Raw genomic sequence first — 23400 nt, 5'->3', positions numbered from 1 at the left:
TCCGGTCATCGGTCCTCCCGCTCGCGGATCTGGCCGCGTGCGTCCTCGGCGCGCGCGGCGAGCAGCTCGACGGTCAGCGAGCCGAGCGGATGGTCGATGACGGTGAGCGGCAGGTCGGGGACGCCCGCCGCCCGCGCCGCGATCCTGGCCGTGGTGACCAGCTCCGTCGTGCACACGACGTAGGCCGGGATCCCGCGGCGTTCGAGCGCGATCGCGTCCCGGACCGTGCACGAGCAGCACCCGGCGCAGTCGCCGACTCCGGTGACGACGACGTCGCACTTCGCGGCGAGGTCGTCGAGCATCTCGCCGGACGCGACGCGGCCGATGCTGGGCTTGCGGGCCCAGGCGGCATCCTTCGCCCCGTCCTCCCGCAGCCTCGCGGACAGCAGTTCGAGGAAGCGGTCGCTGTTCGGCTTGCCGTTGTCGAGGTACCCGACCGCGAGGCCGGACAGCGACGCGGGGCGCGGCAGCGACCCTGCCGTCTCGCGTGCGGTGTCGGCGGTCGGATCGAGGACGACGAGTCCTCCGGTCATGGCGTCTCCCTCTGCGGTATCCGGCACCTCTCGGCCTCCTGCGCGGAGAGCGCCTCGGTGACGGGCGCGGACTCGTGGCCGCCGACCCAGTACGGGACGACCGCGGAGTATCCGTAGAGGTCGCCACCGGCGACGGTGATCAGGATGTCGTCCGGGCTCCGGACGACGGTCCGCTGCTCGCCCTCGTCATCCGGCATCGGGCCTCCCGGCAGGCGGCCCGCGCGCCGGAGCGCTCCGACGCTGCGCCTGGCCAGGCGGAACAGCTCCTCGCGTACGGCCGCCTTGTCCATCCCGGCGCGCTGGATGATCTCGGCGTGCCGGGGTCCGATCACCACGACGAAGCTCCCGTCCGTGTAGTGGCACGGCAGCATCGCGTCGGCGATCGTCGCGAGGATCGGGCCGGGCTCGCTCGCCCAGTCGTTGCGCGCGTTGACGGGCGCTTCGCCGGCGAACACCGTCACCGCGCTCTCGTCGGCCGGGACGCCCCGGTCGGCGTGCAGCGGCGGCCACGGCGACGTCCTGCTCTCGCCGATGCAGTAGGTGAACTTGCCCGGATGCCCGAAGGTGGCCTTGTCCAGGACGCCCGGAATGCCGCCGCACAGGTTCTGCAGGACGAACCGGACCGCCCGTCCGATCGTGGCGTTGGCGTGGTGGCCGGGCCCGAACACGCTGTACGAGGTGTTGACGTTCAGCTGGTCGACCACCGGCCCGCTGATGATCAGCAGCGGCGCCGTGGCGCCGCTGACCGTGGTGCTGTGCAGGTTGAACGGCTCGCGGGTCAGGGCGCGGACCGTCGCGACGAGCACCGACATGTACTCCTCGCGGCAGCCCGCCGCGACCGCGTTGATCGCGATCTTCTCCAACGTGAGCGCGGCGCCCTGCTCGGCGATCTCCCCGATCACCTGATCGGCCGGGATGCCGGACGCGGCCACGAACCTCTCGACGCGTTCCGGCGTCGGCGGGATGACGGGCAGCCCGTCGCCCCAGCCGTTCTGCGTGAACAGGTCCTGTGCCGCGTCGTCGTCGGCGACCGTGTACGGGGTGGACGCGAGCGTCATGCGGGACGCGACCGTCATGCGGTGACCGAGCCGTGCTCGTCCGCCCAGGTCTTCACCGCCTTCTCCGCGGCCGCCGCGTCGTCGTCGTTCAGCGGCCGGTTCTGGTAGGTCAGCTCCAGGCGCACGCCGTTGGGGTCGAAGAAGTAGATGGACGACCAGATGCCCTCGTGATCGACGACGCCCTTCACCTCGACTCCGGCCGCGACCAGGCGGTCGCGGGCGGCCTCCACCTCCTCCAGGCTGTCGAGGGAGAGCGCGATGTGCGGCGCCCAGCGCGGCAGCGGCGACTCGTGGTGGTCGACGTCGACGCCCTCGATCTCGAAGAACGCGAGGCACGAGCCGTCCCCCATCTCGAAGAACGTGTGGAGGAAGGTCGTCGGCTCCCCGGTGCTGCCCACGCTGTCGTCCATGGCGTAGCCGACCAGCCGCAGGCCGAGCAGCTCGGTGTAGAAGCGCTTCGTCGCGGCGGTGTCACGGGTCACGTACGCGACGTGGTTGAGGCCGCGAGGTCGGGCGAATCCAGTCATGGCTGGCCTCTCTGATCAGCGAGGGTGTCTGTTGATTTCTTCAATGCAGAATGCTTTTCTGTGCATCCGGATGTCAACCCCCGAGCAGCCAGAAGGAGACCGCGTGGGCATCGAGCTGGACCCGCTGGGCACGCTGACCATCACGATCGAGCGGCAGACGAGGCTGCCGTCCACCCCGGAGGGCGGCCGCCTGATCGGCGAGGCCGCCGACTGCCGGTGGGAGGGCGATCGCGTCCGGGCGAGCCAGCTCGGGCGCAGCGCCAGCGACTGGGTGCGCGTCCACGCGGACTCCACGGTCAGCGTGGACGCCCGGATCCTGCTGCGCACCGACGACGGCGCCGTCATCGCGATGACCTACCGGGGGAAGGCGGACCGGCCGCCGGCGGACGGGGGCGTCATCTTCACCGCGCCCACCTTCGAGACCGACGACGAGCGGTACGGATGGCTGAACCGGATCCAGGCGGTCGGCATGGGCCGCCGGACGGGCAGCACGCTCGTCTACGAGCTGTACGCCCTGACCGCCGGAGCCTGACCGCACGGCGTCGCAGGGCGCGATAATGGAAAGTCTCGATCGGGTACGTTGCCCGACGTGCACGAGAGCTGCGTTCCATGACGACCGCCAGAAAGGCACCAATGCCCGACCACGCCGCAAGTCCGGACGCGGATCCGCCCATCGAGCCGGAGCACTCCGCGCCCCCGCAGTACCCGATCGAGTCGGTCGACAACGCCCTGCGGCTGCTCTGGCTGATCGGCGAACGCGGCGCCCTGCGCCTGACCGACGCGGGAGATTACCTCGGGGTGGCCTCGTCGACCGCTCACCGGCTCCTCGCCATGCTGCAATACCGCGGTTTCGTCCGGCAGAACCGCCAGTCCCGGATGTACGAGCCGGGGCCGTCGCTCGACAAGATCGCGTTCTCGCTGCTGGGGCGCCTCGACGTGCGCGAACGCGCGCGTCCCGTGCTGGAGCGCCTCAACGGCGAATTGCAGGAGACCGTCCATCTCGGAACCCTCGAAGGGCAGATGGTCCGCTTCGTCGACTCGATAGAAAGCCCGCGCGCCGTTCGCGTGGGGTCCCGTCTCGGCCGGTCCATCCTCGCGCACTGCACTTCGACGGGAAAGGCGATGCTGGCCCAGCTCCCGGACGCCGACCTCATCGAGTTGTATCCCGAACCGAAGCTCGAACAAATGACGGGCGCGTCGATCGACTCCCGCGACGCCCTGCTCGAAGCGCTGAAGGACGTCCGCCGCAAGGGATATGCGACCAGCAAGGAGGAAAGCGAAGAAGGCGTGATGTCGGTGGCGATGGCCCTGCCCCGCTCGAACCGTCCTCCGATGGCGCTGAACATCTCCGTCCCCGCGAGCCGCATGAACGTCCCCGCCCGCCGCAAGATCGTCGCCGCGCTCACCGACGCGGTGCAGGAGATCGACCAACTGATCATCTAGCCCCGGCCCGCCCCGCCCGGCACCGCGGTCTGCTCTACAGAATTCTCTTCTGCAATGATGCGGGCACCGACCTGACGAGAGGGGCAGCCAGATGCAGAGCCGGTACGTCCAGGAAGCACGCCTCGGCCTGTCCATCGCGTCGAACAGCGGTCTGCCGCCCGCGGAGATGGGCGAACTGGCCCGCGCCGCCGAGGACGCCGGATACGACGCCGTCTTCGTCGCCGAGGTCAACGGCGACGCCCTGACGCTCTGCCACCCGATGATCGCGGCGACCGAATCGGTGTCCGTGGGCACCGCCATCGCCAACGCCGCGCTGCGCCCGCCCGTGCTGGCCGCCAAGACCGCCGCGCTCCTGGACGACGCGTCCGGCGGACGCTTCCGGCTCGGCCTCGGACTCGCCAACGCGGCCAAGAACGCCCAGTTCGGCCTGCCGCAACATCCGCCGCTCCAGATGATCGAGGAGTACGTGGCGGTGGTGCGCGCCGTCCTGGCCGGTGAGCCGGGGTTCAACGGCGGCATCTTCCGTACCGGCCGGGTGCCGCTCGACCGTCCGCCGCACCGCCCCGACCTGCCCGTCCACCTGGCCGCGCTCGGCCCGCGCATGCTGCGGCTGGCGGGCCGCATCGCCGACGGCGTGATCCTCAACCTGATGTCACCGGCTCGGGCCGCCGAGGCCGTGGCCGCGGTTCGCGAGTCCGCCGCGGCGGCGGGGAGGGATCCGGCGGACGTCGAGATCGTCTGCGTCGTCCACACCTGCCTGGCCGACGACGCGGCGGCCGCGGCCCGCGGGGCGTGCGCCATCGTTCCCCGCTATGCCCTGCATCCCGCGGCGCCGAGCCTGTTCGGCGACCCGCTCGACACCGTCCGGGAGCTGGCCCGCGCGGGCGACTGGGCCGGCGCGGTCCGGCACGTGCCGCAGCACGTCGCGGACTCGTTCGTGGCCCACGGCGACCCAGCCGCGTGCAGCGCCCGGATCGAGGAGTACCGGAAGGCCGGCGTCGACCTCCCCGTCCTGTACCCGGTACCGGTCGATGGCGCCTGGCCCTACGCGGACGTGATCACCGGCCTGGCCCCGGGCGAACGCTTGAACACGTCCACGACCCTTGCGGAATGATGAACGTGTGCAACCCAATTTGATTCGAATCCCGGGTGACGGCGACGCTCACGCGGCGGAAATCCTGAAGCGGGCGCCCGCGCACATCGATGCTCACTTTATCGACGCGTTGCAGGAATCCGACGTGACCTCGCTGGCACGGTACGGAATGAGATCCGCGACTTTTGCGCTGAGATCGGGTTCAGTCGAGCGACTGCGCGACGGGCTCTTGGCACATGGCATGGCCGAATGCCGCAGGGGCCGCGATTGGCGGGATTCGTTGGTCAGCTGGGCGATACACTTCTTCGTCGCCGAAGCTTTGGGCTACGGAGCGCAGGCATTGTTCCAGGAGGTCGCAGACCGGCTGCCTCCCGGAGAATGGCCCGATCTGCTGCGGCGTTTCGGCACCAGGAAGGACGTCACGCTGCGGGCTTTCGGATGGCGCTTGGTCGATGCGGACACGGCTCCCGACTTCGTTCCCGACGCTCTCTGAGAATGGCCGGGCCTGTCAGGAGCGGGCGGTGGCGGGTTGGGTGGGGCGGCCTCGGGAGAGGCCGGGGCGTGGCTTTTTCCAGTGGCCGCGGGTGAAGTCCGGGACCGCGACCGCGCGGCTGCCGATCTTGAGTGACCGTTCACTCAGCGGGACCACCGAGCACCAGGACGCCGAGTCGTAGACGTCGATGTCCGGTGTCAGGCCCAGCCGCATCAGCTGGATGGTGCGCCAGAGGGAGATGTAGTCCATGCCACCGTGGCCGCCACCGCCTGGGCCGACGTCCGTCCACAGCCAATGGTCGTAGTTCTTGAAGTCGTCGTTGAAGTCCCGCCAGGTGTGATTGGCGTGGCCGAGGGTCTCCAGGTAAATGCGCTGCGGATCGCCGGACCAGACGCCGCGGGTTCCGACGAGGGTGTTCGCCCTGCTGTAGGGATGCGGGGTCGACACTTCGTGCTCGGCGCGCAGGAAGCGCCCTTTCGCGGTCTCGATGAAGCAGGTGTTGCGGTCGCCGGAGATGTAGTCGTCCTTCCAGGACGGGTGGTCGCGCGGCATGTGCTCCTTGCGGTAGAGAGCCAGCCCGAACGCCGGGGACGCCACCGAGACCAGGCGGACGAAGCGGTCGCCGCGGGTGACGTCCATGCAGGCGCCGACCGGGGCGAGGCCGTGCATGGGGTAATGGCTGGCGTTCGTCCGGGTGTGCCATTTGCGGCGCCAGCCCTCGGGGTAATACGCGCCGTGGAAGAGGTACGGGTTGCGCAGATCGTGGACGTAGCCGCCGGACCCGTGCAGCAGGTCGCCGAAAAGGCCCTGCTTGACCATCGTCAGGACGCGGAGTTCTTCGCGCCCGTAGTTGCAGTTCTCCAGCAGCCAGCAGTGTTTGCGTGTTTGCTCGGACGCTCGGACGAGGTCCCAGATGTCGTCCAGCCGGGTCGCGATCGGCAGTTCGACGGCGACGTGCTTGCCGTGCCGGAGCGCGGCCTTCGCCATCGGGTAGTGCCACTCCCAGGGGGTGGCGATGTAGACGAGGTCCACGTCGTCGCGGGTCACGAGGTTGCGGTAGTCGTCCTCGCCCTTGCTGTAGGTCGCCGGGCGGGGCTGCCCGCCTTCGGTCTCGACCCGGTCGGCGGCCCGCTCGGTCTGCTCGCGGCGGATGTCGCACAGCGCGGTGATCCGCGCGCCGGGGATCGGGAAGAAGAGCGGAAGCTGCCCCGCTCCGCGGTTGCCGAGCCCGATGATCGCCACGCGTACGGTGTCGAATCCCTCGAAGGGGACGTCGGTCATCGTCTTCTCGCGGCCCCGGGGAGGCTCCCGGCCGGTGGATTCGTCGGCGACCGCCGGGAGGCCGGCGAAGCCGGTGAGGCCGGCGGCGAGCCCGGCGGTGACGCCGGCGCCGGCGCCGGTTCGCAGGATGTCGCGGCGGGTCGGTCGGGTCGGGCGGGAGCCGTCGGCGGCTCCGTCTTGGGGATCGTGCGGCGGGACGGCGGGGGGCACGTGAGGGAGCACGCTGACCACTCCTGAGGAAATGAGTTCCTTCGGCGGACGTGAGTATCGGCCAAGCGTGCGTGCCCAACAATGTCCGGAACCGGCCATGATTTCCAGGTGTGCCGGTGGGCGGAAGTTCACCCAGTTGAGGCCGCCGCGACGTGATTACGGTCGTGCCGGAATGTGTTCCGGATGGCGGCCAGGGTTCGGCCTATGGTCAGCGATGCCGTTCGGCTATTTCCATTGTCCAGTTGTAGAACGTTTTCGGGTCGCCGAGGGCGTTTTGCAGGCTGGGCTTGACGATGGGGGCGTTGGCGGCGTTGAGGAGGTCGCACAGGCCGAGGTAGGCCCATTCCCAGAGCATGGCGTCGAAGTTGTATGCCTGCATGAGCGGGGTGAGGCGTCGCCGGATGCGGGTGACTTCTTCGGGCGAGAATCCCGCTTCGCCCAGCCGGTGGACGGTCGCTCGTTCGTCTTCAGGAGTGAACTGCGTATCCAGGAACGGTTCTAGGAGGTCGGCCCAGATATCCTTGCGGATTTTCCGGACGATGCCATGGCGGCGGCAGAACTGTTCAAGGTCGGGCTGCTGCCGTTTGGGTATGAACAGCGTCTCGCCGTGAGCCGTTCGTATCTCGGGGCTGATGGCCTTCCAGTCGGCATCGCGGATCTGCGCATGCGCGACCCTTCCGAAGGGGTGGACCGTGGCACCGCGAAAGTCGTAGCGCAGGAAGCAGATGTGGTCCTCCGCGAAGCTGACCTCCATCGGTTCAGAGTGGTCCTTCGGAGGCGTCTGCGGAAGGTCGAGGTGTTGTGAGATTCGCCGCTTCGCGTGGTGAGCGGCGGTCAAAGGGACGGCTGCCGGGCCGTCGCGGCCGCCGGGCGATCGCCGGGTTCGCTTAGTACTTCCGCGTCGTCGGCCGACCACGTAGGGTGCCCTGGACCAACACGCGGGAGGGCCAGGCGAATGGACGCGGCGCGAGCGATTTCCTTGGTGGTGGATTGGATCCGGGCGCGCGGCTTGGACTATCCCACCACGGGATTGACGGCGGATCGCTTCGAGGCCGGGTGGAGCGTGTACGCGCCGGTGGACGTCGACGAGAGCGACCCGATGGCATTTCTCGACATGCCGGTGGGACGGTCGGTGTTCCTGGTGGGCGACTCCGGCCGTATCGAGGAGGTGTCGTCCTCGGTTCCGCCGCAGTACGCGCAGGACGAGTTCACCGCGCGGGAACGGGCCACCAACGGCGGAAAGGACGCCGACGCCTACATGGCCGAATTCGTGCAGTGGCTTGAACAGGAGGAATCGGCGGACGAGCCGATCATCAGCGGGTTCACCATTGTCGGCCCCGAAGGCGAAGTCGGCCCCGATGACGTGATCGCCGCTGAGGCGTCGCGGCTGATCGAACCGATCGTGCAGCAGCTGGCGCTGCTCGGCCCGTCCGAGTGGGAGTGGCTGTGGGCCGAATTCGCGTTCACCGTCTCCGCCGAGATGGCCCACCTGCGGTTCTCGTCCTACCATCGGTCAGTCGTCGTTCCGGTTCCGGAACCGGTGGCCGCGCTCGTCCGCGAGCAAAGGCACGTCGCGGCGGGAATGTCGGCCGGGCCGTGGTGGCGGCTGCTGCTGACCGTCACCAACCGCGGCGAGACGACCGTGAACTACGACTACGGCGACGGCCCTTTCCCGCACGACCAGATGCTGCCGCCCGAGGATTACCGAAGCGATCTGGAGGCGTATCCCCGCCCGCGCGTACCGGCCTGGCTCGTCCGATACATCGAAGGCCCGGACGCTTAAGAGCTTTCAGATCAGGCCGGATCGGCGTCATGGGCGAGAATGGCGGGCCGGGACGAGAGTGTCGGGCTCGTCCCGGCCCGCCGGTGGGTCAGGCGGCTCGCGGATGCCAGCCGTCGCGGTAGCGGACGCCGTCGCGGCTGAGCCGGACCTCGTCGTGCCATGCCCGGGGAACCGCCTCGGTGCGGATCCGGTCGGGCCGTTCGACCACGACGCACACCTCGTCGCCGGGCCACCACCATCCGCACGAGCGCGCCACCGCGGCCCAGTTGCCGAGGTGGTCGAGCTGGGGCGGGTCGTAGTGCGCCAGGCCGAGCCGGTGCAGGACGTCGTAGTAGGCGATCCACGCCGCGTCCTGCTGCCCGTACCAGCACACCGGCACGGGCCCGCGGGCGGTCAGCGCGGCCTTGACCGGGAGGCGGAACCCGTGGGCGAGGCTCCGATGCAGGGCGGTATGGACGCCCCGATGCAGGACGACGCCCAGTGGAACACCAGCGCGGAGTGCCTCCAGCGGAGGCAGTTCGGGCCAGCGTTCGTCCTTCTTGCCCTTCCGTGCCGGGGTCAGCTCGGGATCGATGTAGTCGACCCCCGCGCTCAGCGCGCCGCGGAGCCGGGACGCGATCGTGGCGAGATCACTGGCCGCCCGGGACCGCCCCGGCGCACGCGGCTCCCAGATCTGCCGGTACATCTCGTCCAGCGTGGGCAGGCCCGCGACCAGCGGGATCGCCTGCGCCGGAGAGTCGGCCCACACGAAACTGGGCCGTGGACGGGACATTCGTGCGTAGATCGCAGTGAGGCTGCGTTCGGTGGTGTGCCGGTCTGCGGGTTCCGTGGACAGGCCGTGGTCCAGCCATTCCTGCCGGATCTTGACTGCTTCCCGCCATCGGTCTTGAGCGTTCCTTCCGCGGACATCGGCCGCGGGGCGAGCGGCGTCGTCGCGCCGCATGGGCGCGGTCACCGCGCCGGGGCGTTGCCGCCCTTCCGGTTGGAGATCATGTTTCGATGATGGCCTGTTCCGCGCCGTCCGCGCAACCGCTCATGGCTGTACGCCGCCGGGCCCGTACGCCGCCGGGCCCGTACGCGGGTGTGCGCGTACGGGCCGGGGCGACCGGGGCCGGATTGGGGAGAGCCGCCGGTCAGAAGGTGATGCTCCAGGCGTCGATGTAGCCGGTGTCGTTGGCCTCCATGTCGGTGACCCGCAGTTTCCAGACGCCGTTGGCGGTCTCGCTCGAAGCGTCGATCGCGTCCGTCTCGTGGACGATGTCGGCCTCGTCGTCGGCGTCATGGTCGCGGAGCCGGTAGGCCCGGCCGCTCGGCCCGATGAGGTCGACCTGCAGGTCGCCGCGCCAGGTGTGGTGGATGTCCTGGTAGATGGACAGCGACCGCGGTGCGTTGCCCGAGACCCCGCTGACCGTGATGGACGACTCCGCCGTGCCCTGGTCGGGAATGTCGACGTTGGCGGTGTTCTCGAACGTCCTCCCGGGGTCGCCTCCGCCGCCGTAGTTGACGAGGTTGCAGCAGGCGTTGCGGTAGATCCGGGTGCCGTTGCGCTCGGCGTAGCCGGTATAGGCCGACGCGCCCTCCCACCAGGTCCAGCCTCCGATGGTCTTGCCCTGGACGGCGACCGGCGTGTTCCCGTCCGATCCCGACCACAGCGTCCAGTGGGTGTGGTCGCCGTTCGCCGAGCCGCCGCACGGAAGCTCCTCGGCGATGCGGCCGAGGTACTCGCCCAGGTTCACCTGGCTTCCGCTGGCTTTCGTGGTGGCGTCGCGCAGGTGGTAGTAGCCGGTGGTGTAGCCGTTGTCGTGCATCACGGTGATGTACGGCCAGCGTCCGCCGCTGGTGCAGTGCCGGTACATGGTGCCGGCGCGGGAGGCGAGCACGTTCCCGTCGCCGCCGTAGAAGTCGATCGAGTTGTACGGGCGGGACTGGCCGCTGTTGCCGTGCACGCCCCAGTGCGCCCATCCCATTCCCTGCTTCCATGGCAGCGAGAGGCCGGTGTCGGCGGCAAGGCCCTGCGGCTGGACGGTCCGCGCGAACGGGCCGCGTTCACCGTCCTTGACGACCGACGCCGGGGCCTGGTGGGAAAGGGTCGCGAAGTCCGGGGTGCCCTGGAGCCCGACCTTCCAGACGCCGCCCGAGAGCCGCGCCACGAAGAGCGAGGTCACGGGGGCGGTCTCGATGCCCTTCGGGATCAGGAAGACCGAGCTGCCGAACGTCCAAGCCCGGTCGGACGACCAGCGCTGCGGCTCCACGAGCGTCTGGAGGTGGGAGCCCGCCGCGACGCCGTAGGAGGATCTGGCCTTGGCGCCGAGCCCGTGCTGCATGGCCGCGGTCACGGCCTGTGTGAGATCCGCGGCGGCGGACGACGTCGCACCGGCGCCCGGCGGCGCGGCTTCGGCAGGTGAGGCCCCGGCGGGTGCGGCCGTCGCGAGGAGGGCGGCGAGCGTGACCGTCGCGCTGAGGGCCGCCCGTCTGTGGTGGAACACGGTTACTCCTTCAATCGAGGGACCGGCGGCGTGCCCCCGGACACCGCCGCGCCGTAGATTGCGCCCGACGAAACAGGACGGCAAGGCGACGACGCGACCGAGCGGCAAAACTCTGAATATTCAGTTCAAAACACTGAAACCCCGGCCCGCCCGGCCCTGATCGGCACGGCATCGTCGCTGGTGGAAGGCGACGCGGCCGCCGCCGTCCGGCCGGTCCCCCACGAATGGCGAGGCAGCGCCGCCCGAGCGAGTTGAATCTTTAGAATCATGAAAAAGTCGGGCCTCCGCGCATCGCGGCGCGGCGCGTGGAGGCCGCGGCGCGACCGCGCGGATCGCCCCTGGACGGGCCGCCACCGCTCCAGTACGTTCGGCGTTGCTCTCAGCCCTTGACGGCGGACGGCCCGTTACGACGCCTCGGTCCCCGTGACCGCCGGGCAAGCGGCAGGATGACGCTGTCAGGAGGACCCACGATGGCGGACTCGTTCGATCACGCGTTGCGCGGGGCGATCCGGGCGCGGGGGCTGAGCCTGGAGCGGCTGCACGTCAAGCTCGCCGAGCGGGGCATCCACGTCAGCATGGCGAGCCTGAGCAACTGGCAGCGCGGGCGGTGCCGTCCGGAACGTTCCCAGTCGCTGCGCGCCGTCCGCGCCCTCGAAGAGATCCTGGACGTGGCGCCGTACTCCCTGGCCGCGCTGCTCGGCCCGCGGCGCCCGCGCGGCCGGTGGGTCCGGGCGGTACACGGAGGGCTGACGTACCGCGACGTCTGCGAGGTGCACTCCAAGGTCGACAGGCTGCTCGGGCAGATCCAGAACCCGCTGGACGGTCAGCTGCGCTGGGTCAACTGCATGGAGACCGTCCGCGTCGGCGCCAAGCGCGACGAGCGGTCGGTGCGGACCCAGGTGGTGTTCCAGGCGCGCGCCGACGGCGTCGACAGGCATGTCGCCGTGTACTACTGCGAGGACGACATGCTGCCCGACATCCGCCGGACGTCCTACTGCCGCTTGGGCCGGGTCCGCACCGAGGGGGGCGTCACCGCCGCGGAGCTGCTGTTCGAGCACCCGCTGCAACGCGGCGACACCTACATGGTCGAGTACGAGTTCGGCTACAGCGACGACGGGCCGGAGGCCACGTTCTACCAGCGGTGGTTCCGCTTCCCCGTGCACACCTATCTGCTGCGCGTCCAGTTCGAGCCGGACGCGCTGCCGACCCATTTCCACCGCACCTGGCAGCCCAACGTGTCGACGCCCTCGGCCGACGTCCAGGAGCTGCGGCTGTCCGGCTGGCACAGCGTCCACATGGCCGACCTGGAGGTGCGGCCGGGCGTGCACGGGATCCGCTGGGAATGGGACTGACCCCGCATCGTGCGGAAACGCCCGGCCGGAACGAGGTTCCGGCCGGGCGATCCGGGCGGGGGGCGGGTCTCAGACGCCGGCCACCGAGCGGATCCAGGAGCGGCCCGCGGGCACGCTCCCGTACGTCTGCTCGGACCGGCCGTCGGCGGTGGAGGCGACTCCTACCTGCTGGTCGTTGTAGCGCTGCGGGCCGCCCGAGTCGCCGCTCCAGGCATTCCCGGTGATCTTGGTGGTGCAGATCGCCGGGCCGTAGCGGTGGTCGAGGCACGTGCCGCCCACGGACGTGACGCGGACGTCGGCGCATTTGAGCTGCTCCGAGAGCGGCCCGTTGTAACTGGTACGGCCCCAGCCGCAGATCTGGTTCGTCGATCCGACGGGCGGATCGGCGTCGGCGAGCTTGGCATAGGTGGTCTCATGCCCGGCGGCCAGATGCACCAGCGCCAGATCGCCCTTCGGCGCCACCTGGTGTTCGCTCACGCTGACCGTGGTGGCCTGCTCACGGTGGACGCTGCCGACCCGCACCGTGAGGCCGCTGCCGACGCAGTGGGCCGCGGTGAGGACCCACGTCGCGGCGATGACGGTCCCGGAGCATGTGAACGCTCCATTGCGATAGATCGACGCGGCCCAGGGGGCCTCGGCGTCGGTCACGAAATGGCCGCCGATGATCGGCGGCGCGGCCTGGACCGCCGGCGGGCGGGCCTCGCCTGCGTCCTCGGCCGCCGCGGCGGGGAGGGCCATTCCGACAAGCACGGCCAGTACTGCACTGGCCAAAGGAATGGTGCGTGGGGTGGGCATGCACAGCTCCTTTGCCGCGTAATGCGCAAAAGCTCCTTAAAAGTAGACCAGCGGCGCACTTCTGTGGCACTTCTAGACAGGGCCAATTTTTCAGTGTGAATACTTTTCCGGTAGATACATCAAACCGGTTTGATGTATCTTGGATGCCGTGGAGTCCACGGATCACGCCGTCCCGGCCTTCCTGCGGCTGGCCGCGCATCCGCTGCGGTGGCGGCTGCTGCGCGAGCTGGCCGGCGGCGACCACCGCGTCCGCGAGCTGGTGGACGCGGTCGGCGAGCCGCAGAACCTGGTCTCCTACCATCTGCGGCTGCTGCGGGACGGGGGGCTGGTCACGGCGCGGCGCAGCAGCTTCGACGCCCGGGACAGCTACTACCACCTCGACCTGGAGCGTTGCGCACACGCGCTGACCACCGCCGGCACCACCCTGCACCCCGCACTCGCCCCCGCCCAGCACCCCGCACTCGCCCCCGCGCAGCACGCCGCGCAGCACGCCGCGCAGCACGCCGCGCAGCACGCCGCGCAGGACCCCGCGCTCGGCCCCGCCCAGGCCCCACCGCCGACCGCATCCGGGGTCCGTCCAGCCGTGCTGTTCGCGTGCACCGGCAGCAGCGCCCGCTCCCCGATCGCCGAGGCGCTCCTCGACCACCGCACCGGCGGCCGCGTCGAGGTGGCCAGTGCGGGCAGCCACCCCAAACCACAATTGCACCCGGACGCCGTGCGGGTGCTCCGCGAGCGCTACGGCATCGACGTCGCAGACCGTCGCCCGCGGCACCTGGACACCCTGGCCGGACGGCGTTTCGACTACGTGATCAGCCTGTGCGACAAGGTCCGCGAAGTGTGCCCCGACTTCGGCGACCACGCCCGGCGCGTCCACTGGAGCATCCCCGACCCGGCCACGGCCGACGGCCCAAAACGCACCGCTTTCGTCCGGACGGCAGCAGACATCGACACCCGCATCCGCTACCTGCTGCCCCGGCTCGTCCGTCCACCACGAGAGGTCTCGTCATGACCGCACCTGATCAGTTCGCCAGCGTCCGCTACCTGGTCGACGACGTCCAGGCGGCAGCCGACTTCTACACCGCCCACCTGGGCTTCACGCTGCGCACCAGCGCCGGTACCGCCTTCGCCGACGTGGTGCGCGGGCCACTGCGGCTGCTGCTCTCGGGCCCCGCCAGCTCCGGCGCCCGCGCCACGCCCGACCCCGCCGTCCCCGGCCGCAACCGCATCCACCTCATGGTCGACGACCTCGACGCCGAGATCGCCCGCCTCCGCGCCGCCGGACTGACCTTCACCGGCGACGTCGTCACCGGCCCCGGCGGCAGCCAGATCCTCCTCACCGACCCGGCGGGCAACCTCATCGAACTCTTCCAACCCGCCGCCGCCCCGCCCGCGTCCAGAACCTGACCCCGCGCTGCGCGTCCACCCGCGGTACTACGCGCGGGTGCGAGGTGCCGTCCACGGTCGGACGATCGGAGCGGGCGCCGTTCCTAGCGTCGGTGCCATGACGATCGAAGCACACGGGCTCACCAAGAGATACGGCGGCACGACCGCCGTCGACGACGTGACCTTCACCATCGAACCCGGCGTCGTGACCGGCTTCCTCGGCCCGAACGGGGCCGGGAAGTCCACCACCATGCGCATGATCATCGGACTGGGCCGGCCGGACCGGGGGCGGGTGACCGTCGGCGGGAAGCGGTACGCCGACCATCGCGCGCCGCTGGCCGAGGTGGGGGCGCTGCTGGAGGCGGGGTCCGTCCACAAGGGACGGACGGCGGTCAAGCATCTGCTGGCCCTCGCGCACACCCACGGCATCCCGCGCCGGAGGGTCGACGAGGTCATCGACGCCGTCGGCCTCGCCGCCGTCGCCGGCAAGCGCGCGGGCGGCTTCTCCCTCGGCATGGGGCAGCGGCTGGGCATCGCCGCCGCGCTGCTCGCCGATCCGGCGGTCCTCGTCCTGGACGAGCCCGTCAACGGCCTCGACCCGGAGGGCGTGCTGTGGATCCGCGGCCTGCTCAAGAAGCTGGCCGCCGAGGGACGCACCGTCTTCGTCTCGTCCCACCTGATGAGCGAGATGGCGCTCACCGCCGAACACCTGATCATCGTGGGGCGGGGGCGGCTGCTCGCGGACACGACGATGGACGAGTTCGTCCGGTCCGCCGGACAGGACCTGGTGACGCTGCGGTCCTCCGAAGCCGGGCGGCTGCGCGGCCTGCTCGCCGGACCCGGCGTCGAGGTGCGCGGCGACGAGCCCGGCGTGCTGACCGTGCGGGGACTGAGCGCCGAGGACATCGGGCGCACCGCCGCCGCGCACGGCGTGCCGCTGTTCGACCTCGCCCCGCACCGGGTGTCGCTGGAGGACGCCTTCATGCGGCTGACCCGCGACTCCGTCGAGTACCACGCCCGGGAGGCCACCGCATGAGCACCGCGACCGCCTACCGCCTGACCACGGCCGGCGTGCTGCGCTCGGAATGGACCAAGCTGTGGTCGCTGCGGTCCACCCGGTACACGCTCGGAGGAGTGGGCGTCCTGATGCTGGGCCTCGGCGTGCTCATCAGCGCCACGTTCACCGGGGACGGCGGCGGCGACTTCCAGGATCCGGTCGCCGCTCCACTCGTCGGCGTGCAGTTCGGCACGGTCCTGGTCACCGTGCTCGGCGTGCTCACCACCGCCGGGGAGTGGTCCACGGGCATGGCGCGCGCCAGCTTCGCCGCCGTGCCGCGCCGGCTGCCGGTGCTGTGGGCGAAGGCGCTCGTATTCGGCGCGACGGTCTTCGTGCTGGCCCTGATCGCCGCGTTCGGCACGTTCTTCATCGCGCAACTGTTCCTCTCCGGCACCGCCATGGAGGCCGGCCTGTCCGATGACGGGATCGCCGTCTCGCTCCTCGGCGTCGCCGTCACCCTGGCGCTCAGCGGGCTCTTCGGCCTCGGTCTCGGCGCGCTGATGCGCAACACCCCCGCCGCCATCAGCACGTTCGTGGGGGTCGTGCTGCTCGTGCCGGGGCTGGCGCCGCTGCTGCCGTACGACTGGATCAAGGTCGCGGTGGACTACACCCCGATGTACTCGATGCTCGCGCTGATCACGTCGGATCCCCAGGACGGCCTCCCGTCGAAGGCCGGGGCCGTGCTGGGGCTGGCGGGCTGGGCGGCGCTGGCGCTGGCGGCGGCCGCGGCCCGGCTGACGCGCCGGGACGTGTGACGTCCGCCACCGGAGCGGCGACGATGAACGCATGAACGCTCGGACGAGCGCGGGCGGGACGGGCGGCGCCGGGGTCGGCGGCGTCCCGTCCGCGCCCCTGCGGCTGCACGCCGCCATGCGGCGGATACGGGCCTTCGACGCCCGCCGGCCCCGGCTCTGGGACGTGCTGCTCCCCGTGCTGATCGCGGCGCGCGGGATCGCGCAGATCGCCTACGGCGAGGCGACCGGCTCCGCCGGCCATCCGCTCGCCTTCGAGGACCCGGTGGACGGCGTGCACGTCCCGGCGGCGGCGCCGTGGCTGGTCGTGGCCGGGCTCGTGCTGCCGCTGCTGTGGCGGCGCTGCCGCCCCTTCGCCGCGTTCTGCGCGGTCATCACGGTTCTCGTCGTGCACGACGCGTACGGGCTGGGGCTCGCCTCCCTCGTCCTCGCCTCGATCGGCGTCGCGGTCTACAACGTCGCGCTGCGCTCGCCCCTCCCCTGCCTGGTCTGGGTCGGCACGACGATCATCACGTCGGCCGGGCTCCAGATCGTCCGCACCGACCGGCCGGACGACGTGTGGCGGGACTACGTGCCCTTCCTCGCCATCGTGGCGGCGATCGCGATGGCCGGGATCGCCGTGCGCAGCCGCCGCGAGTACATCGCGTCGCTGGTGGAGCGGGCCGAGCGGCTGGAGGTCGAGCGCGACCAGCGGACCCGGCTCGCCGCCGCCGCCGAGCGCTCCCGGATCGCCCGCGAGATGCACGACATCGTCGCGCACAACCTCTCGGTGATCGTGGGCCTGGCGGACGGCGGCGCCTACGCGGCGGCCCGCGACCCCGCGCGGTCCGGGCAGGCGCTCGAAGCGATCTCCGGCACCGGGCGGACGGCGCTCGGCGAGCTCCGGCGGCTGCTCGGCGTCCTGCAGGAGGACGCGCCCGTCCCCGCCGCGCTCACCCCGCAGCCGGACCTGGCGGAACTGGAGCCGCTGCTGGACCGGGTGCGGGCGGCGGGCCTGCCGGTCCGGTGCACGGTCGCGGGCGAGACGGCGGCCCTCTCCGCGGGACGGCAGCTGACCGTCTACCGGGTGATCCAGGAGGCGCTGACGAACACCCTCAAGCACGCGGGCAGGGGCGCGCGCGCCGAGGTGTCGGTGGCGTGCGCGGCGGACGGCGCGGCGGACGTCACCGTCACCGACACCGGCGGCGACCGGGCCCGTCCGGCGGCAGACGGCGACGGGCAGGGCGTCCAGGGGATGCGGGAGCGGGCGGCACTGTACGGCGGGACGCTCGATGCGGGCCCGTCCGCGGGCGGCCGCGCGTGGCAGGTGCGGTGCACCCTGCCCGCCGGGCGTCCGGCGGCCGAGGAGGCGGCGCCGTGATCTCGGTGCTGATCGTGGACGACCACACGATGCAGCGGCTCGGGTTCCGGATGCTGCTGGAGAGCCAGGACGACATGCGGGTCGCGGGCGAGGCGGCCGGCGGCGGCCGGGCGGTGCGCCTCGCCGCGGAGCTGCGGCCCGACGTGGTGCTGATGGACGTGCGGATGCCGGGCCTGGACGGCATCGAGGCCACCCGGCGGATCGTGTCCGCGGGCGGGCCGTCCCGCGTGCTGATCCTCACCACGTTCGACCTCGACGAGTACGCGTTCGCCGGGCTGCGTGCGGGGGCCGGCGGATTCCTGGTGAAGGACGCGCAGCCGGAGGAGCTGCTGGCGGGGATCCGGGCGATCGCGTCCGGGGACGCGGTGGTGGCGCCGGCGCTGACCCGGCGGCTGATCTCGCGCTACGCGCATCTGCTGCCGTCAGGCGGCGGCGCTCCGTCCGTCACCCCCGACCCGCGGCTGGAGGCGCTCACCGAACGGGAGCGCGAGGTGCTGGAGGCCATCGCGCGGGGCCTGACGAACGGCGAGATCGCCGGGCGCTTCCATGTCGCGGAGTCGACCGTGAAGACGCATGTGGGCCGCATCCTGGCGAAGATCGGCGCCCGCGACCGCGTGCAGGCGGTGATCTTCGCCTACGACACGCGTCTGGTCGGCCCAGAATAGGCCCCGGCCTGTACCGGGCCGCGGGCTGGAAGAATGCCTGCATGATCTCGGTTGAGGGGCTTACCAAGCACTTCGGGTCGGTTCGTGCCGTGGACGGGCTGAGTTTTACCGCGCGTCCGGGAATGGTCACCGGTTTTCTCGGGCCTAATGGCGCCGGAAAAACGACCACGCTGAGGATGCTGCTCGGGCTCGTGACGCCCACCTCGGGGCGGGCACTGGTCAACGGCCGTCCGTACGCGGGGCTGGAGCGTCCGGTCACCGAGGTCGGCGCGGCGCTGGAGGCGACGGGGTTCCATCCCGGCCGCAGCGCCCGCGACCATCTGCGGATCGCCTGCGCGGCCGCCGGGCTCCCCGAGGGGCGGGTGGCCACGGTGCTGGAGCGGACGGGGCTCACCGGCGCCGCCGACCGCAGGGTGATCGGGTACTCGCTCGGGATGCGGCAGCGGCTGGCGCTGGCGACCGCGATCCTGGGCGAGCCGCGTGTCCTCATCCTGGACGAGCCCGCCAACGGCCTCGACCCGGCGGGCGTCCACTGGCTGCGCTCGCTGCTGCGCCACCTGGCGGACGACGGCTGCACGATCCTGGTCTCCAGCCATGTGCTCCCCGAGGTCGAGCAGACCGCCGACCATGTCGTGATCGTCGCGCACGGGCGGCTCGTCCGGGACGCGCCGATGGGCGAGCTGGTCGGCGCGGGCGGCGAGCTCCGGGTCCGGACGGCGCAGGCCGGGGAGCTGGCCGTCGTGCTGGAGAACGCGGGCGGACGGGTCCGGCGCGAGGACGACCGGCTGTGGGTGACCGGGCTCGAACCGGAGGACGTCGGACGGGCGGCCCTGGACGCGCGGGCGGTGCTCGCCGAGCTGTCCCGGGAGCGCTCCGGGCTGGAGAAGATCTTCCTGGAGCTCACGATGGCGGAGCTGGACGGGCTGCCCGTACAGGGCGGCACTGAGCTGGAGGAGACGGCGTCGGTGCAGGGCGGGCAGGCATGATCAACCTGGTCAGGGCGGAGCTGCTGAAGATCCGTTCCACCCGGATGTGGCTCGGCATGCTGGCCCTCAGCCTCGGCTTCAGCCTGATGGGCCTCGCCCTGTACGTGGCGCTGGCCGGGGTCGAGATGAACGGCGAGACCGGGATCCCGCCGGTCACCGACCCGGCGACCGTCCGCGCGTTCTACGCCAGCGCCAGCGGCGGCGTCCTGTTCATGATGATCCTCGGCATCATGGGGATCACCGGCGAGTACCGGCACCAGACGATCAGCGGGACGTTCCTGGTCACGCCCGTCCGCGGCCGGGTGCTGGCGGCCAAGCTGATCTCCTACTTCCTGTTCGGGGCCGGGTTCGGGCTGGCGACGGTGCTGGTCACGGTGGCGGTGGCGCTGCCCGCGCTGGCGATCAAGGGCGGCTCGACGTCGCTGCTGGACCACGACGTCCCGCTGATCCTCGGCGGCACGGTCCTGGCGATGGCGCTGTACGCGCTGGTCGGGCTGGGGCTCGGCGCGCTGATCCGCAACCAGATCGCGGCGATCATCGTGGCGGTGGCCTGGGTGCAGCTGGTCGAGGGCATCGTCACCCTCGCGCTGCCGCAGGTCGGGCAGTGGCTGCCCGCCGGGGCGGTGCGGGCGGTCACGTTCACCACGTCGGTGTTCGGCGGGCCGGGCGAGCTGGACACGCTGCCGGCCTGGGGCGGGGTGCTGCTGCTCCTCGGGTACGGGCTGGCGTTCGCGGCCATCGCCACGGTCACGACCGTCCGCCGCGACATCACGTAAAGGTGTGAGCCGTCATGATCGATGAGCGCCGGCGGCGGGCCGGGATCGCGGTGGCGTGGGCGGCCGTGCTGCTGTGCCTGGTCGTCGGGTCGGCGGCGGCGCAGATCGCGGGACGGTCGGGCGGGGACGTCCGTCCGGTGCGGGCGCCGGTGGTGGTCATCGGCGTCGCGGGCCTGGCGTGGGGCGACATCCGCGAGGACCAGACCCCGCACCTGTGGCGGCTCCTCACCGGCGGCGCGGGCGCCGCGGCCGGTGCCGCGACGGTGCGCACGACCGGCGGCTCGGCTTGCGCGGCGGATGGATGGCTGTCGCTGTCGGCGGGCCAGTCCAGCGCGGGGCCCCGCTCGGACGAGGGCGAATGCGAGCCCCTCCCCAAGGTCACGGGCGCTGGCGACGGCGACGGCAGGGGCGGCGGCGAGGCGCGCGTGGGGCGGTGGGACGAGCTCGTCGAGGCGCAGTCCCGGTCGGAGTTCTCACCGCACCCTGGAGAACTCGGTAAGGCGCTGGCCGAGCACGAAGGATGCGAGACCGCCATCGGCCCCGCCGCCGCCGTCGCGCTGGCGCGTCCGGACGGGACCGTCGCACGCTACAGCGCCACCGTGGACGACGCCGCGCTCCGCTGCCCCGTCACGGTGATCGACGGCGGCCAGGTCGTGGAGTCCGGTTCGGGACGGCTCAACTCCCTGGCGAGGATCGACGCGTTCGCGGGCAGCGTCCTGGAACGCCTGGACGGCGGCACGACCGTGCTGGTCCAGGGCGTCACCGAGCCGCCGGGCGGGACGCCGCATCTGGCGGTGAGCATGGTCGCCGGTCCGGCGACGGCGTCGCGCGACGACCCGGCGCTGCTCACGGTCACCTCGACCCGCTGGGGCGGGGTCGTGCGGCTGCTGGACGTCCCGAGCACCATCCTCGACGCGGTCGGCGCGCCCGAGCCCGCGGAGTTCAGCGGCGCGCCGATCTCGCTGGGCCGCGCGCGTCCCGCCGACCCGACCACGACCGTCCACGAGCTGGGGGCCGTGACCACGACCGACCAGACGCTGCGGCGCTGGGCGGGGCTGCTCCTGCTGGTGGTGGCTACGACACAGTTCGTCCTGTACGGCGCCGCGGTGATCACCGCACGCCGCGGCCGGACGCCGAAACCGTGGCAGAAGCGCGGATTCATCTACGCGGCGCTCGTCCTCTCGGTGCTGCCGGCGTCGGTGTATCTGATGTCGCTTACGCGGTGGTGGCACGCCCCGTTCCAGGACGCGGCGCTCTGGGGCGCACTGCTGTTCACCCTCGCGGTGACGGCGGTGCCGGTGTGGCTGCTGCCCGCGCGCCCGCTGTGGCGGGTGCCGCTGGCCGTCAGCCTGCTGACCTTCAGCGTCCTGGTCGTGGACGCGGCGACCGGCACGCTGCTGCACCGCGCCAGCCCGTTCGGCCCGTCCGCGCTGTACGGCGGGCGGTACTACGGGTTCGGCAACTCCACGTTCGCCGTGTTCTCCGTCGCCGCGCTGGTGCTGGCGGGAGCGGCGGCGGCCGAGCTGATCGAGCGCGGACGGCGGCGGGCCGCGACCGCGGCGGTCGCGGTGATCGGCGCCGTGGCCGTCGGCGTCGACACGTGGCCGTCCTGGGGCGCGGACGTCGGCGGCGGGCTGGCCCTGATCCCGGGCGTCGCGGTGCTGGGCTTCGCGGTCGCCGGGGTGCGGCTGACCTTGGTGCGGCTGATCGCGGTCGGGTCGGCGGCGGTGGCGGCGGTCGCGGCCGTCGCGGTGGCGGACTGGCTGCGTCCCGCCGCCTCGCGCACCCATGCCGGACGGTTCGTCCAGGACGTCCTCGAAGGGCAGGCCTGGCAGCTCGTCGAGCGCAAGGCCGGGTACGCGCTCGGCTCGCTCGCGGGCGGGCCGCTGGCCTGGGGGACCGCGCTCGTCCTGGCCGTCCTGGTGGTGACGGTGGCGTGGCCGGGCCGGTTCTCGCCCGGCTGCCTCGACGCGGCGCTGCGCGCGTGGCCGACGCTGCGTCCCACGCTCGCGGCGGTCCTGACCACGTGCGCGATCGGCGCGGTGGTCAACGACTACGGCATCCGGCTGGTGACGTTCGGGCTCGTCACGCTGCTGCCGCTCGTCGCCCTCACCTGCGCCCGAGCGCCCGCCGACCGAGCGCCCGCCGACCGGCCGCCCGCCACCCGAGCGCCTGCCGACCGGCCGCCCGCCGACCGCGAGCCCCGATCCGGCGGCGAGACCGCGACCGGGGCGAGGGCGGACGTCAGTCGCACAGAGCCGTCGTGAGGGCGTCGGCCAGGTCGTCGTCCTGCGCGTCGGTGTTCCCGGGCTTGAGGTTGGCCATGATGGTGACCGTCCTGCCGTCCGCGTTGATGCCGCTGCGGGTGGAGAACCCGATGAAGTCCCCGGCGTGTCCCCACAGGTGGCCGCCGCAGGGCAGCTTGACGCGCTCCAGCCCGAGGCCGTACCTCGACCCTGACTCGCGTCCGGTGGGGCGGGTGGTCTTCATCTCGCGCAGCTCGGGCCGGTCGAGCAGCCGTCCGCCGAGCAGGGCGCTGAAGAAGCGGTTCACGTCGGACGCCGTCGACACCATGTTCCCGCTGGACGGGGCGACCGAGGGGTTGAGCCGCGTCCGGTCGAGCGGCGCCGCGTCCGGGGCGGTGCGGACGTAGCCGCGCGGGTGCGGCGACGGCAGGAACGAGTCGTCGACGGGCACGTACGTGTGGCTCAGCCCCAGCGGCTTGAGGATGCGCCGCTTGATCTCGTCGCCGTACGGGCGGCCGGTGACCTTCTCGATCAGCATCCCGGCGAGCAGGTAGCCGGTGTTGCCGTACGACCATTCCTTGCCCGGCTTGAACAGCGGCGGATGCTTCAGGGCGGTGGCCAGCAGGTCGCTCCGGTCGTGGTGGGCGAGCGGATTCGCGATGATGTCCGGCATGGACAGGTGCTTCAGGTAGTCCGGCAGGCCGCTGGTGTGCTGGAGGATGTGCCGGACGGTGATCTTGCGGTCGACCAGGCCGGGCAGGTACCGGTCGACGGGCGCGTCCAGCTCGACGTCCCCCTCGCCGACGAGCTGGAGCACCACGGTCGCGACGTACGGCTTGGTCATGCTGCCGATCCGCCAGTGGCCGTCCACCGGAATCGGCGCGCCGGTCTCGATGTCGCCGACGCCGCTCCTGATCATCGTCGTCCGGCCGTCCCGCTCCTCGACCCGCGCCATCGCGCCCGGCGCCCCGTCCTCGGTGGCGATCCGCTCGATCAGCTGCCTGAGCCGCCGATGGTCGTCCGGGGACGCGGACGCGGTAGCCCCCGGCACGGTCACCGTCCCCGCCACCACCAGTCCGACGACGCCGGCGGCGATCACTCTGCGAAGCATGGCCTCTCCC

General features: G+C 71.8%; 24 protein-coding genes. 15 read left to right on the top strand and 9 right to left on the bottom strand.

Going from position 1 to position 23400, the window contains the following annotated elements; translation table 11 throughout:
- Positions 1-5 precede the first annotated feature (5 nt).
- The 3 genes from ACH35V_RS06490 to ACH35V_RS06480 are packed head-to-tail and all read right to left on the bottom strand — an operon-like array spanning position 6 to position 2118.
- On the bottom strand, positions 6-533 hold the full coding sequence (locus ACH35V_RS06490; protein WP_395970604.1) for a hypothetical protein: 528 nt from the start codon (positions 531-533) through the stop codon (positions 6-8).
- Entirely contained in the window at positions 530-1609 is a 1080-nt protein-coding gene (locus tag ACH35V_RS06485; RefSeq protein WP_395970603.1) for a hypothetical protein, read from the bottom strand. The genes ACH35V_RS06490 and ACH35V_RS06485 overlap by 4 nt, the downstream gene beginning before the upstream one ends.
- Complete coding sequence (locus ACH35V_RS06480) at positions 1606-2118, bottom strand: VOC family protein (RefSeq protein WP_395970602.1); 513 nt, start codon at positions 2116-2118, stop codon at positions 1606-1608. The genes ACH35V_RS06485 and ACH35V_RS06480 overlap by 4 nt, the downstream gene beginning before the upstream one ends.
- A 103-nt stretch (positions 2119-2221) precedes the next feature.
- On the opposite strand from ACH35V_RS06480, the gene ACH35V_RS06475 reads away from it, so the two are divergent.
- The 4 genes from ACH35V_RS06475 to ACH35V_RS06460 all read left to right on the top strand — a co-directional run bounded on the left by ACH35V_RS06475 (position 2222) and on the right by ACH35V_RS06460 (position 5147).
- Complete coding sequence (locus ACH35V_RS06475; protein WP_395970601.1) at positions 2222-2650, top strand: DUF3237 domain-containing protein; 429 nt, start codon at positions 2222-2224, stop codon at positions 2648-2650.
- A gap of 101 nt (positions 2651-2751) precedes the next feature.
- Entirely contained in the window at positions 2752-3561 is an 810-nt protein-coding gene (locus ACH35V_RS06470; RefSeq protein ID WP_395970600.1) for an IclR family transcriptional regulator, read from the top strand.
- Between the two features lie 91 nt (positions 3562-3652).
- Entirely contained in the window at positions 3653-4675 is a 1023-nt protein-coding gene (locus ACH35V_RS06465; protein ID WP_395970599.1) for an LLM class flavin-dependent oxidoreductase, read from the top strand.
- Positions 4676-4682: 7 nt separating this feature from the next.
- Positions 4683-5147, top strand: a complete 465-nt coding sequence (locus tag ACH35V_RS06460; protein ID WP_395970598.1) for a hypothetical protein — start codon at positions 4683-4685, stop codon at positions 5145-5147.
- A gap of 15 nt (positions 5148-5162) precedes the next feature.
- Here the strand turns inward: ACH35V_RS06460 and ACH35V_RS06455 are convergent, their stop codons facing one another.
- Together ACH35V_RS06455 and ACH35V_RS06450 are read right to left on the bottom strand one after the other, a co-directional pair.
- Complete coding sequence (locus ACH35V_RS06455; RefSeq protein WP_395970597.1) at positions 5163-6650, bottom strand: Gfo/Idh/MocA family protein; 1488 nt, start codon at positions 6648-6650, stop codon at positions 5163-5165.
- Positions 6651-6846: 196 nt separating this feature from the next.
- Complete coding sequence (locus ACH35V_RS06450) at positions 6847-7392, bottom strand: hypothetical protein (protein WP_395970596.1); 546 nt, start codon at positions 7390-7392, stop codon at positions 6847-6849.
- A 276-nt stretch (positions 7393-7668) separates the two neighbouring features.
- Here ACH35V_RS06450 and ACH35V_RS06445 point away from each other — a divergent pair, with 276 nt between their 5' ends.
- Positions 7669-8421 (top strand): hypothetical protein, encoded by a 753-nt coding sequence (locus ACH35V_RS06445; RefSeq protein ID WP_395970595.1) that lies wholly within the window; start codon positions 7669-7671, stop codon positions 8419-8421.
- Between the two features lie 88 nt (positions 8422-8509).
- Here ACH35V_RS06445 and ACH35V_RS06440 read toward each other — a convergent pair whose 3' ends face one another.
- Complete coding sequence (locus tag ACH35V_RS06440; RefSeq protein WP_395970594.1) at positions 8510-9193, bottom strand: DUF6745 domain-containing protein; 684 nt, start codon at positions 9191-9193, stop codon at positions 8510-8512.
- Between the two features lie 361 nt (positions 9194-9554).
- Complete coding sequence (locus tag ACH35V_RS06435) at positions 9555-10907, bottom strand: proprotein convertase P-domain-containing protein (RefSeq protein WP_395970593.1); 1353 nt, start codon at positions 10905-10907, stop codon at positions 9555-9557.
- Positions 10908-11377: 470 nt separating this feature from the next.
- On the opposite strand from ACH35V_RS06435, the gene ACH35V_RS06430 reads away from it, so the two are divergent.
- Entirely contained in the window at positions 11378-12259 is an 882-nt protein-coding gene (locus tag ACH35V_RS06430) for a multiprotein-bridging factor 1 family protein (protein ID WP_395970592.1), read from the top strand.
- A gap of 69 nt (positions 12260-12328) precedes the next feature.
- On the opposite strand, the gene ACH35V_RS06425 is transcribed toward ACH35V_RS06430, so the two are convergent.
- Entirely contained in the window at positions 12329-13054 is a 726-nt protein-coding gene (locus ACH35V_RS06425) for a S1 family peptidase (protein WP_395970591.1), read from the bottom strand.
- A 148-nt stretch (positions 13055-13202) separates the two neighbouring features.
- On the opposite strand from ACH35V_RS06425, the gene ACH35V_RS06420 reads away from it, so the two are divergent.
- From ACH35V_RS06420 to ACH35V_RS06380, 9 genes are all read left to right on the top strand, one after another.
- Positions 13203-14063 (top strand): ArsR family transcriptional regulator, encoded by an 861-nt coding sequence (locus ACH35V_RS06420; RefSeq protein ID WP_395970590.1) that lies wholly within the window; start codon positions 13203-13205, stop codon positions 14061-14063.
- Positions 14060-14458, top strand: coding sequence for a VOC family protein (locus ACH35V_RS06415; RefSeq protein ID WP_395970589.1), 399 nt, complete (start codon positions 14060-14062; stop codon positions 14456-14458). Before ACH35V_RS06420 ends, ACH35V_RS06415 begins: the two co-directional genes overlap by 4 nt.
- Before the next feature lie 97 nt (positions 14459-14555).
- On the top strand, positions 14556-15473 hold the full coding sequence (locus ACH35V_RS06410) for an ABC transporter ATP-binding protein (protein ID WP_395970588.1): 918 nt from the start codon (positions 14556-14558) through the stop codon (positions 15471-15473).
- The gene (locus tag ACH35V_RS06405) at positions 15470-16249 is read left to right on the top strand and encodes a hypothetical protein (RefSeq protein WP_395970587.1); all 780 of its coding nucleotides are present in this window, start codon (positions 15470-15472) and stop codon (positions 16247-16249) included. Before ACH35V_RS06410 ends, ACH35V_RS06405 begins: the two co-directional genes overlap by 4 nt.
- A 31-nt stretch (positions 16250-16280) precedes the next feature.
- The gene (locus ACH35V_RS06400) at positions 16281-17606 is read left to right on the top strand and encodes a sensor histidine kinase (RefSeq protein ID WP_395970586.1); all 1326 of its coding nucleotides are present in this window, start codon (positions 16281-16283) and stop codon (positions 17604-17606) included.
- Entirely contained in the window at positions 17603-18271 is a 669-nt protein-coding gene (locus ACH35V_RS06395) for a response regulator (protein ID WP_395970585.1), read from the top strand. Before ACH35V_RS06400 ends, ACH35V_RS06395 begins: the two co-directional genes overlap by 4 nt.
- Positions 18272-18312: 41 nt before the next feature.
- Positions 18313-19257, top strand: a complete 945-nt coding sequence (locus ACH35V_RS06390; protein WP_395970584.1) for an ABC transporter ATP-binding protein — start codon at positions 18313-18315, stop codon at positions 19255-19257.
- Positions 19254-20033, top strand: coding sequence for an ABC transporter permease (locus ACH35V_RS06385; protein WP_395970583.1), 780 nt, complete (start codon positions 19254-19256; stop codon positions 20031-20033). The genes ACH35V_RS06390 and ACH35V_RS06385 overlap by 4 nt, the downstream gene beginning before the upstream one ends.
- 14 nt (positions 20034-20047) lie before the next feature.
- The gene (locus ACH35V_RS06380) at positions 20048-22300 is read left to right on the top strand and encodes a hypothetical protein (protein ID WP_395970582.1); all 2253 of its coding nucleotides are present in this window, start codon (positions 20048-20050) and stop codon (positions 22298-22300) included.
- Here ACH35V_RS06380 and ACH35V_RS06375 read toward each other — a convergent pair.
- Positions 22278-23390: a serine hydrolase domain-containing protein gene (locus ACH35V_RS06375; RefSeq protein WP_395970581.1), complete on the bottom strand. Its 1113-nt coding sequence runs from the start codon at positions 23388-23390 to the stop codon at positions 22278-22280. The genes ACH35V_RS06380 and ACH35V_RS06375 overlap by 23 nt on opposite strands.
- Positions 23391-23400: the final 10 nt, after the last annotated feature.

This window comes from Actinomadura sp. 1N219, from assembly GCF_044326405.1.
In the GTDB taxonomy this organism is placed as follows: Bacteria; Actinomycetota; Actinomycetes; order Streptosporangiales; family Streptosporangiaceae; genus Spirillospora.
Note: the sequence above shows the minus strand (reverse complement) of the source record. Positions and strands in the feature narration are given on the sequence as shown.

Bases quoted from the DNA above. Each gene is read 5' to 3' on its own strand.
- ACH35V_RS06490 (WP_395970604.1), bottom strand. From the start codon at position 533: ATGACCGGAGGACTCGTCGTCCTCGATCCGACCGCCGACACCGCACGC.
- ACH35V_RS06485 (WP_395970603.1), bottom strand. From the start codon at position 1,609: ATGACGGTCGCGTCCCGCATGACGCTCGCGTCCACCCCGTACACGGTC.
- ACH35V_RS06480 (WP_395970602.1), bottom strand. From the start codon at position 2,118: ATGACTGGATTCGCCCGACCTCGCGGCCTCAACCACGTCGCGTACGTG.
- ACH35V_RS06470 (WP_395970600.1), top strand. From the start codon at position 2,752: ATGCCCGACCACGCCGCAAGTCCGGACGCGGATCCGCCCATCGAGCCG.
- ACH35V_RS06465 (WP_395970599.1), top strand. From the start codon at position 3,653: ATGCAGAGCCGGTACGTCCAGGAAGCACGCCTCGGCCTGTCCATCGCG.
- ACH35V_RS06450 (WP_395970596.1), bottom strand. From the start codon at position 7,392: ATGGAGGTCAGCTTCGCGGAGGACCACATCTGCTTCCTGCGCTACGAC.
- ACH35V_RS06440 (WP_395970594.1), bottom strand. From the start codon at position 9,193: ATGTCCCGTCCACGGCCCAGTTTCGTGTGGGCCGACTCTCCGGCGCAG.
- ACH35V_RS06430 (WP_395970592.1), top strand. From the start codon at position 11,378: ATGGCGGACTCGTTCGATCACGCGTTGCGCGGGGCGATCCGGGCGCGG.
- ACH35V_RS06425 (WP_395970591.1), bottom strand. From the start codon at position 13,054: ATGCCCACCCCACGCACCATTCCTTTGGCCAGTGCAGTACTGGCCGTG.
- ACH35V_RS06415 (WP_395970589.1), top strand. From the start codon at position 14,060: ATGACCGCACCTGATCAGTTCGCCAGCGTCCGCTACCTGGTCGACGAC.
- ACH35V_RS06410 (WP_395970588.1), top strand. From the start codon at position 14,556: ATGACGATCGAAGCACACGGGCTCACCAAGAGATACGGCGGCACGACC.
- ACH35V_RS06405 (WP_395970587.1), top strand. From the start codon at position 15,470: ATGAGCACCGCGACCGCCTACCGCCTGACCACGGCCGGCGTGCTGCGC.
- ACH35V_RS06400 (WP_395970586.1), top strand. From the start codon at position 16,281: ATGAACGCTCGGACGAGCGCGGGCGGGACGGGCGGCGCCGGGGTCGGC.
- ACH35V_RS06390 (WP_395970584.1), top strand. From the start codon at position 18,313: ATGATCTCGGTTGAGGGGCTTACCAAGCACTTCGGGTCGGTTCGTGCC.
- ACH35V_RS06385 (WP_395970583.1), top strand. From the start codon at position 19,254: ATGATCAACCTGGTCAGGGCGGAGCTGCTGAAGATCCGTTCCACCCGG.
- ACH35V_RS06380 (WP_395970582.1), top strand. From the start codon at position 20,048: ATGATCGATGAGCGCCGGCGGCGGGCCGGGATCGCGGTGGCGTGGGCG.
- ACH35V_RS06375 (WP_395970581.1), bottom strand. From the start codon at position 23,390: ATGCTTCGCAGAGTGATCGCCGCCGGCGTCGTCGGACTGGTGGTGGCG.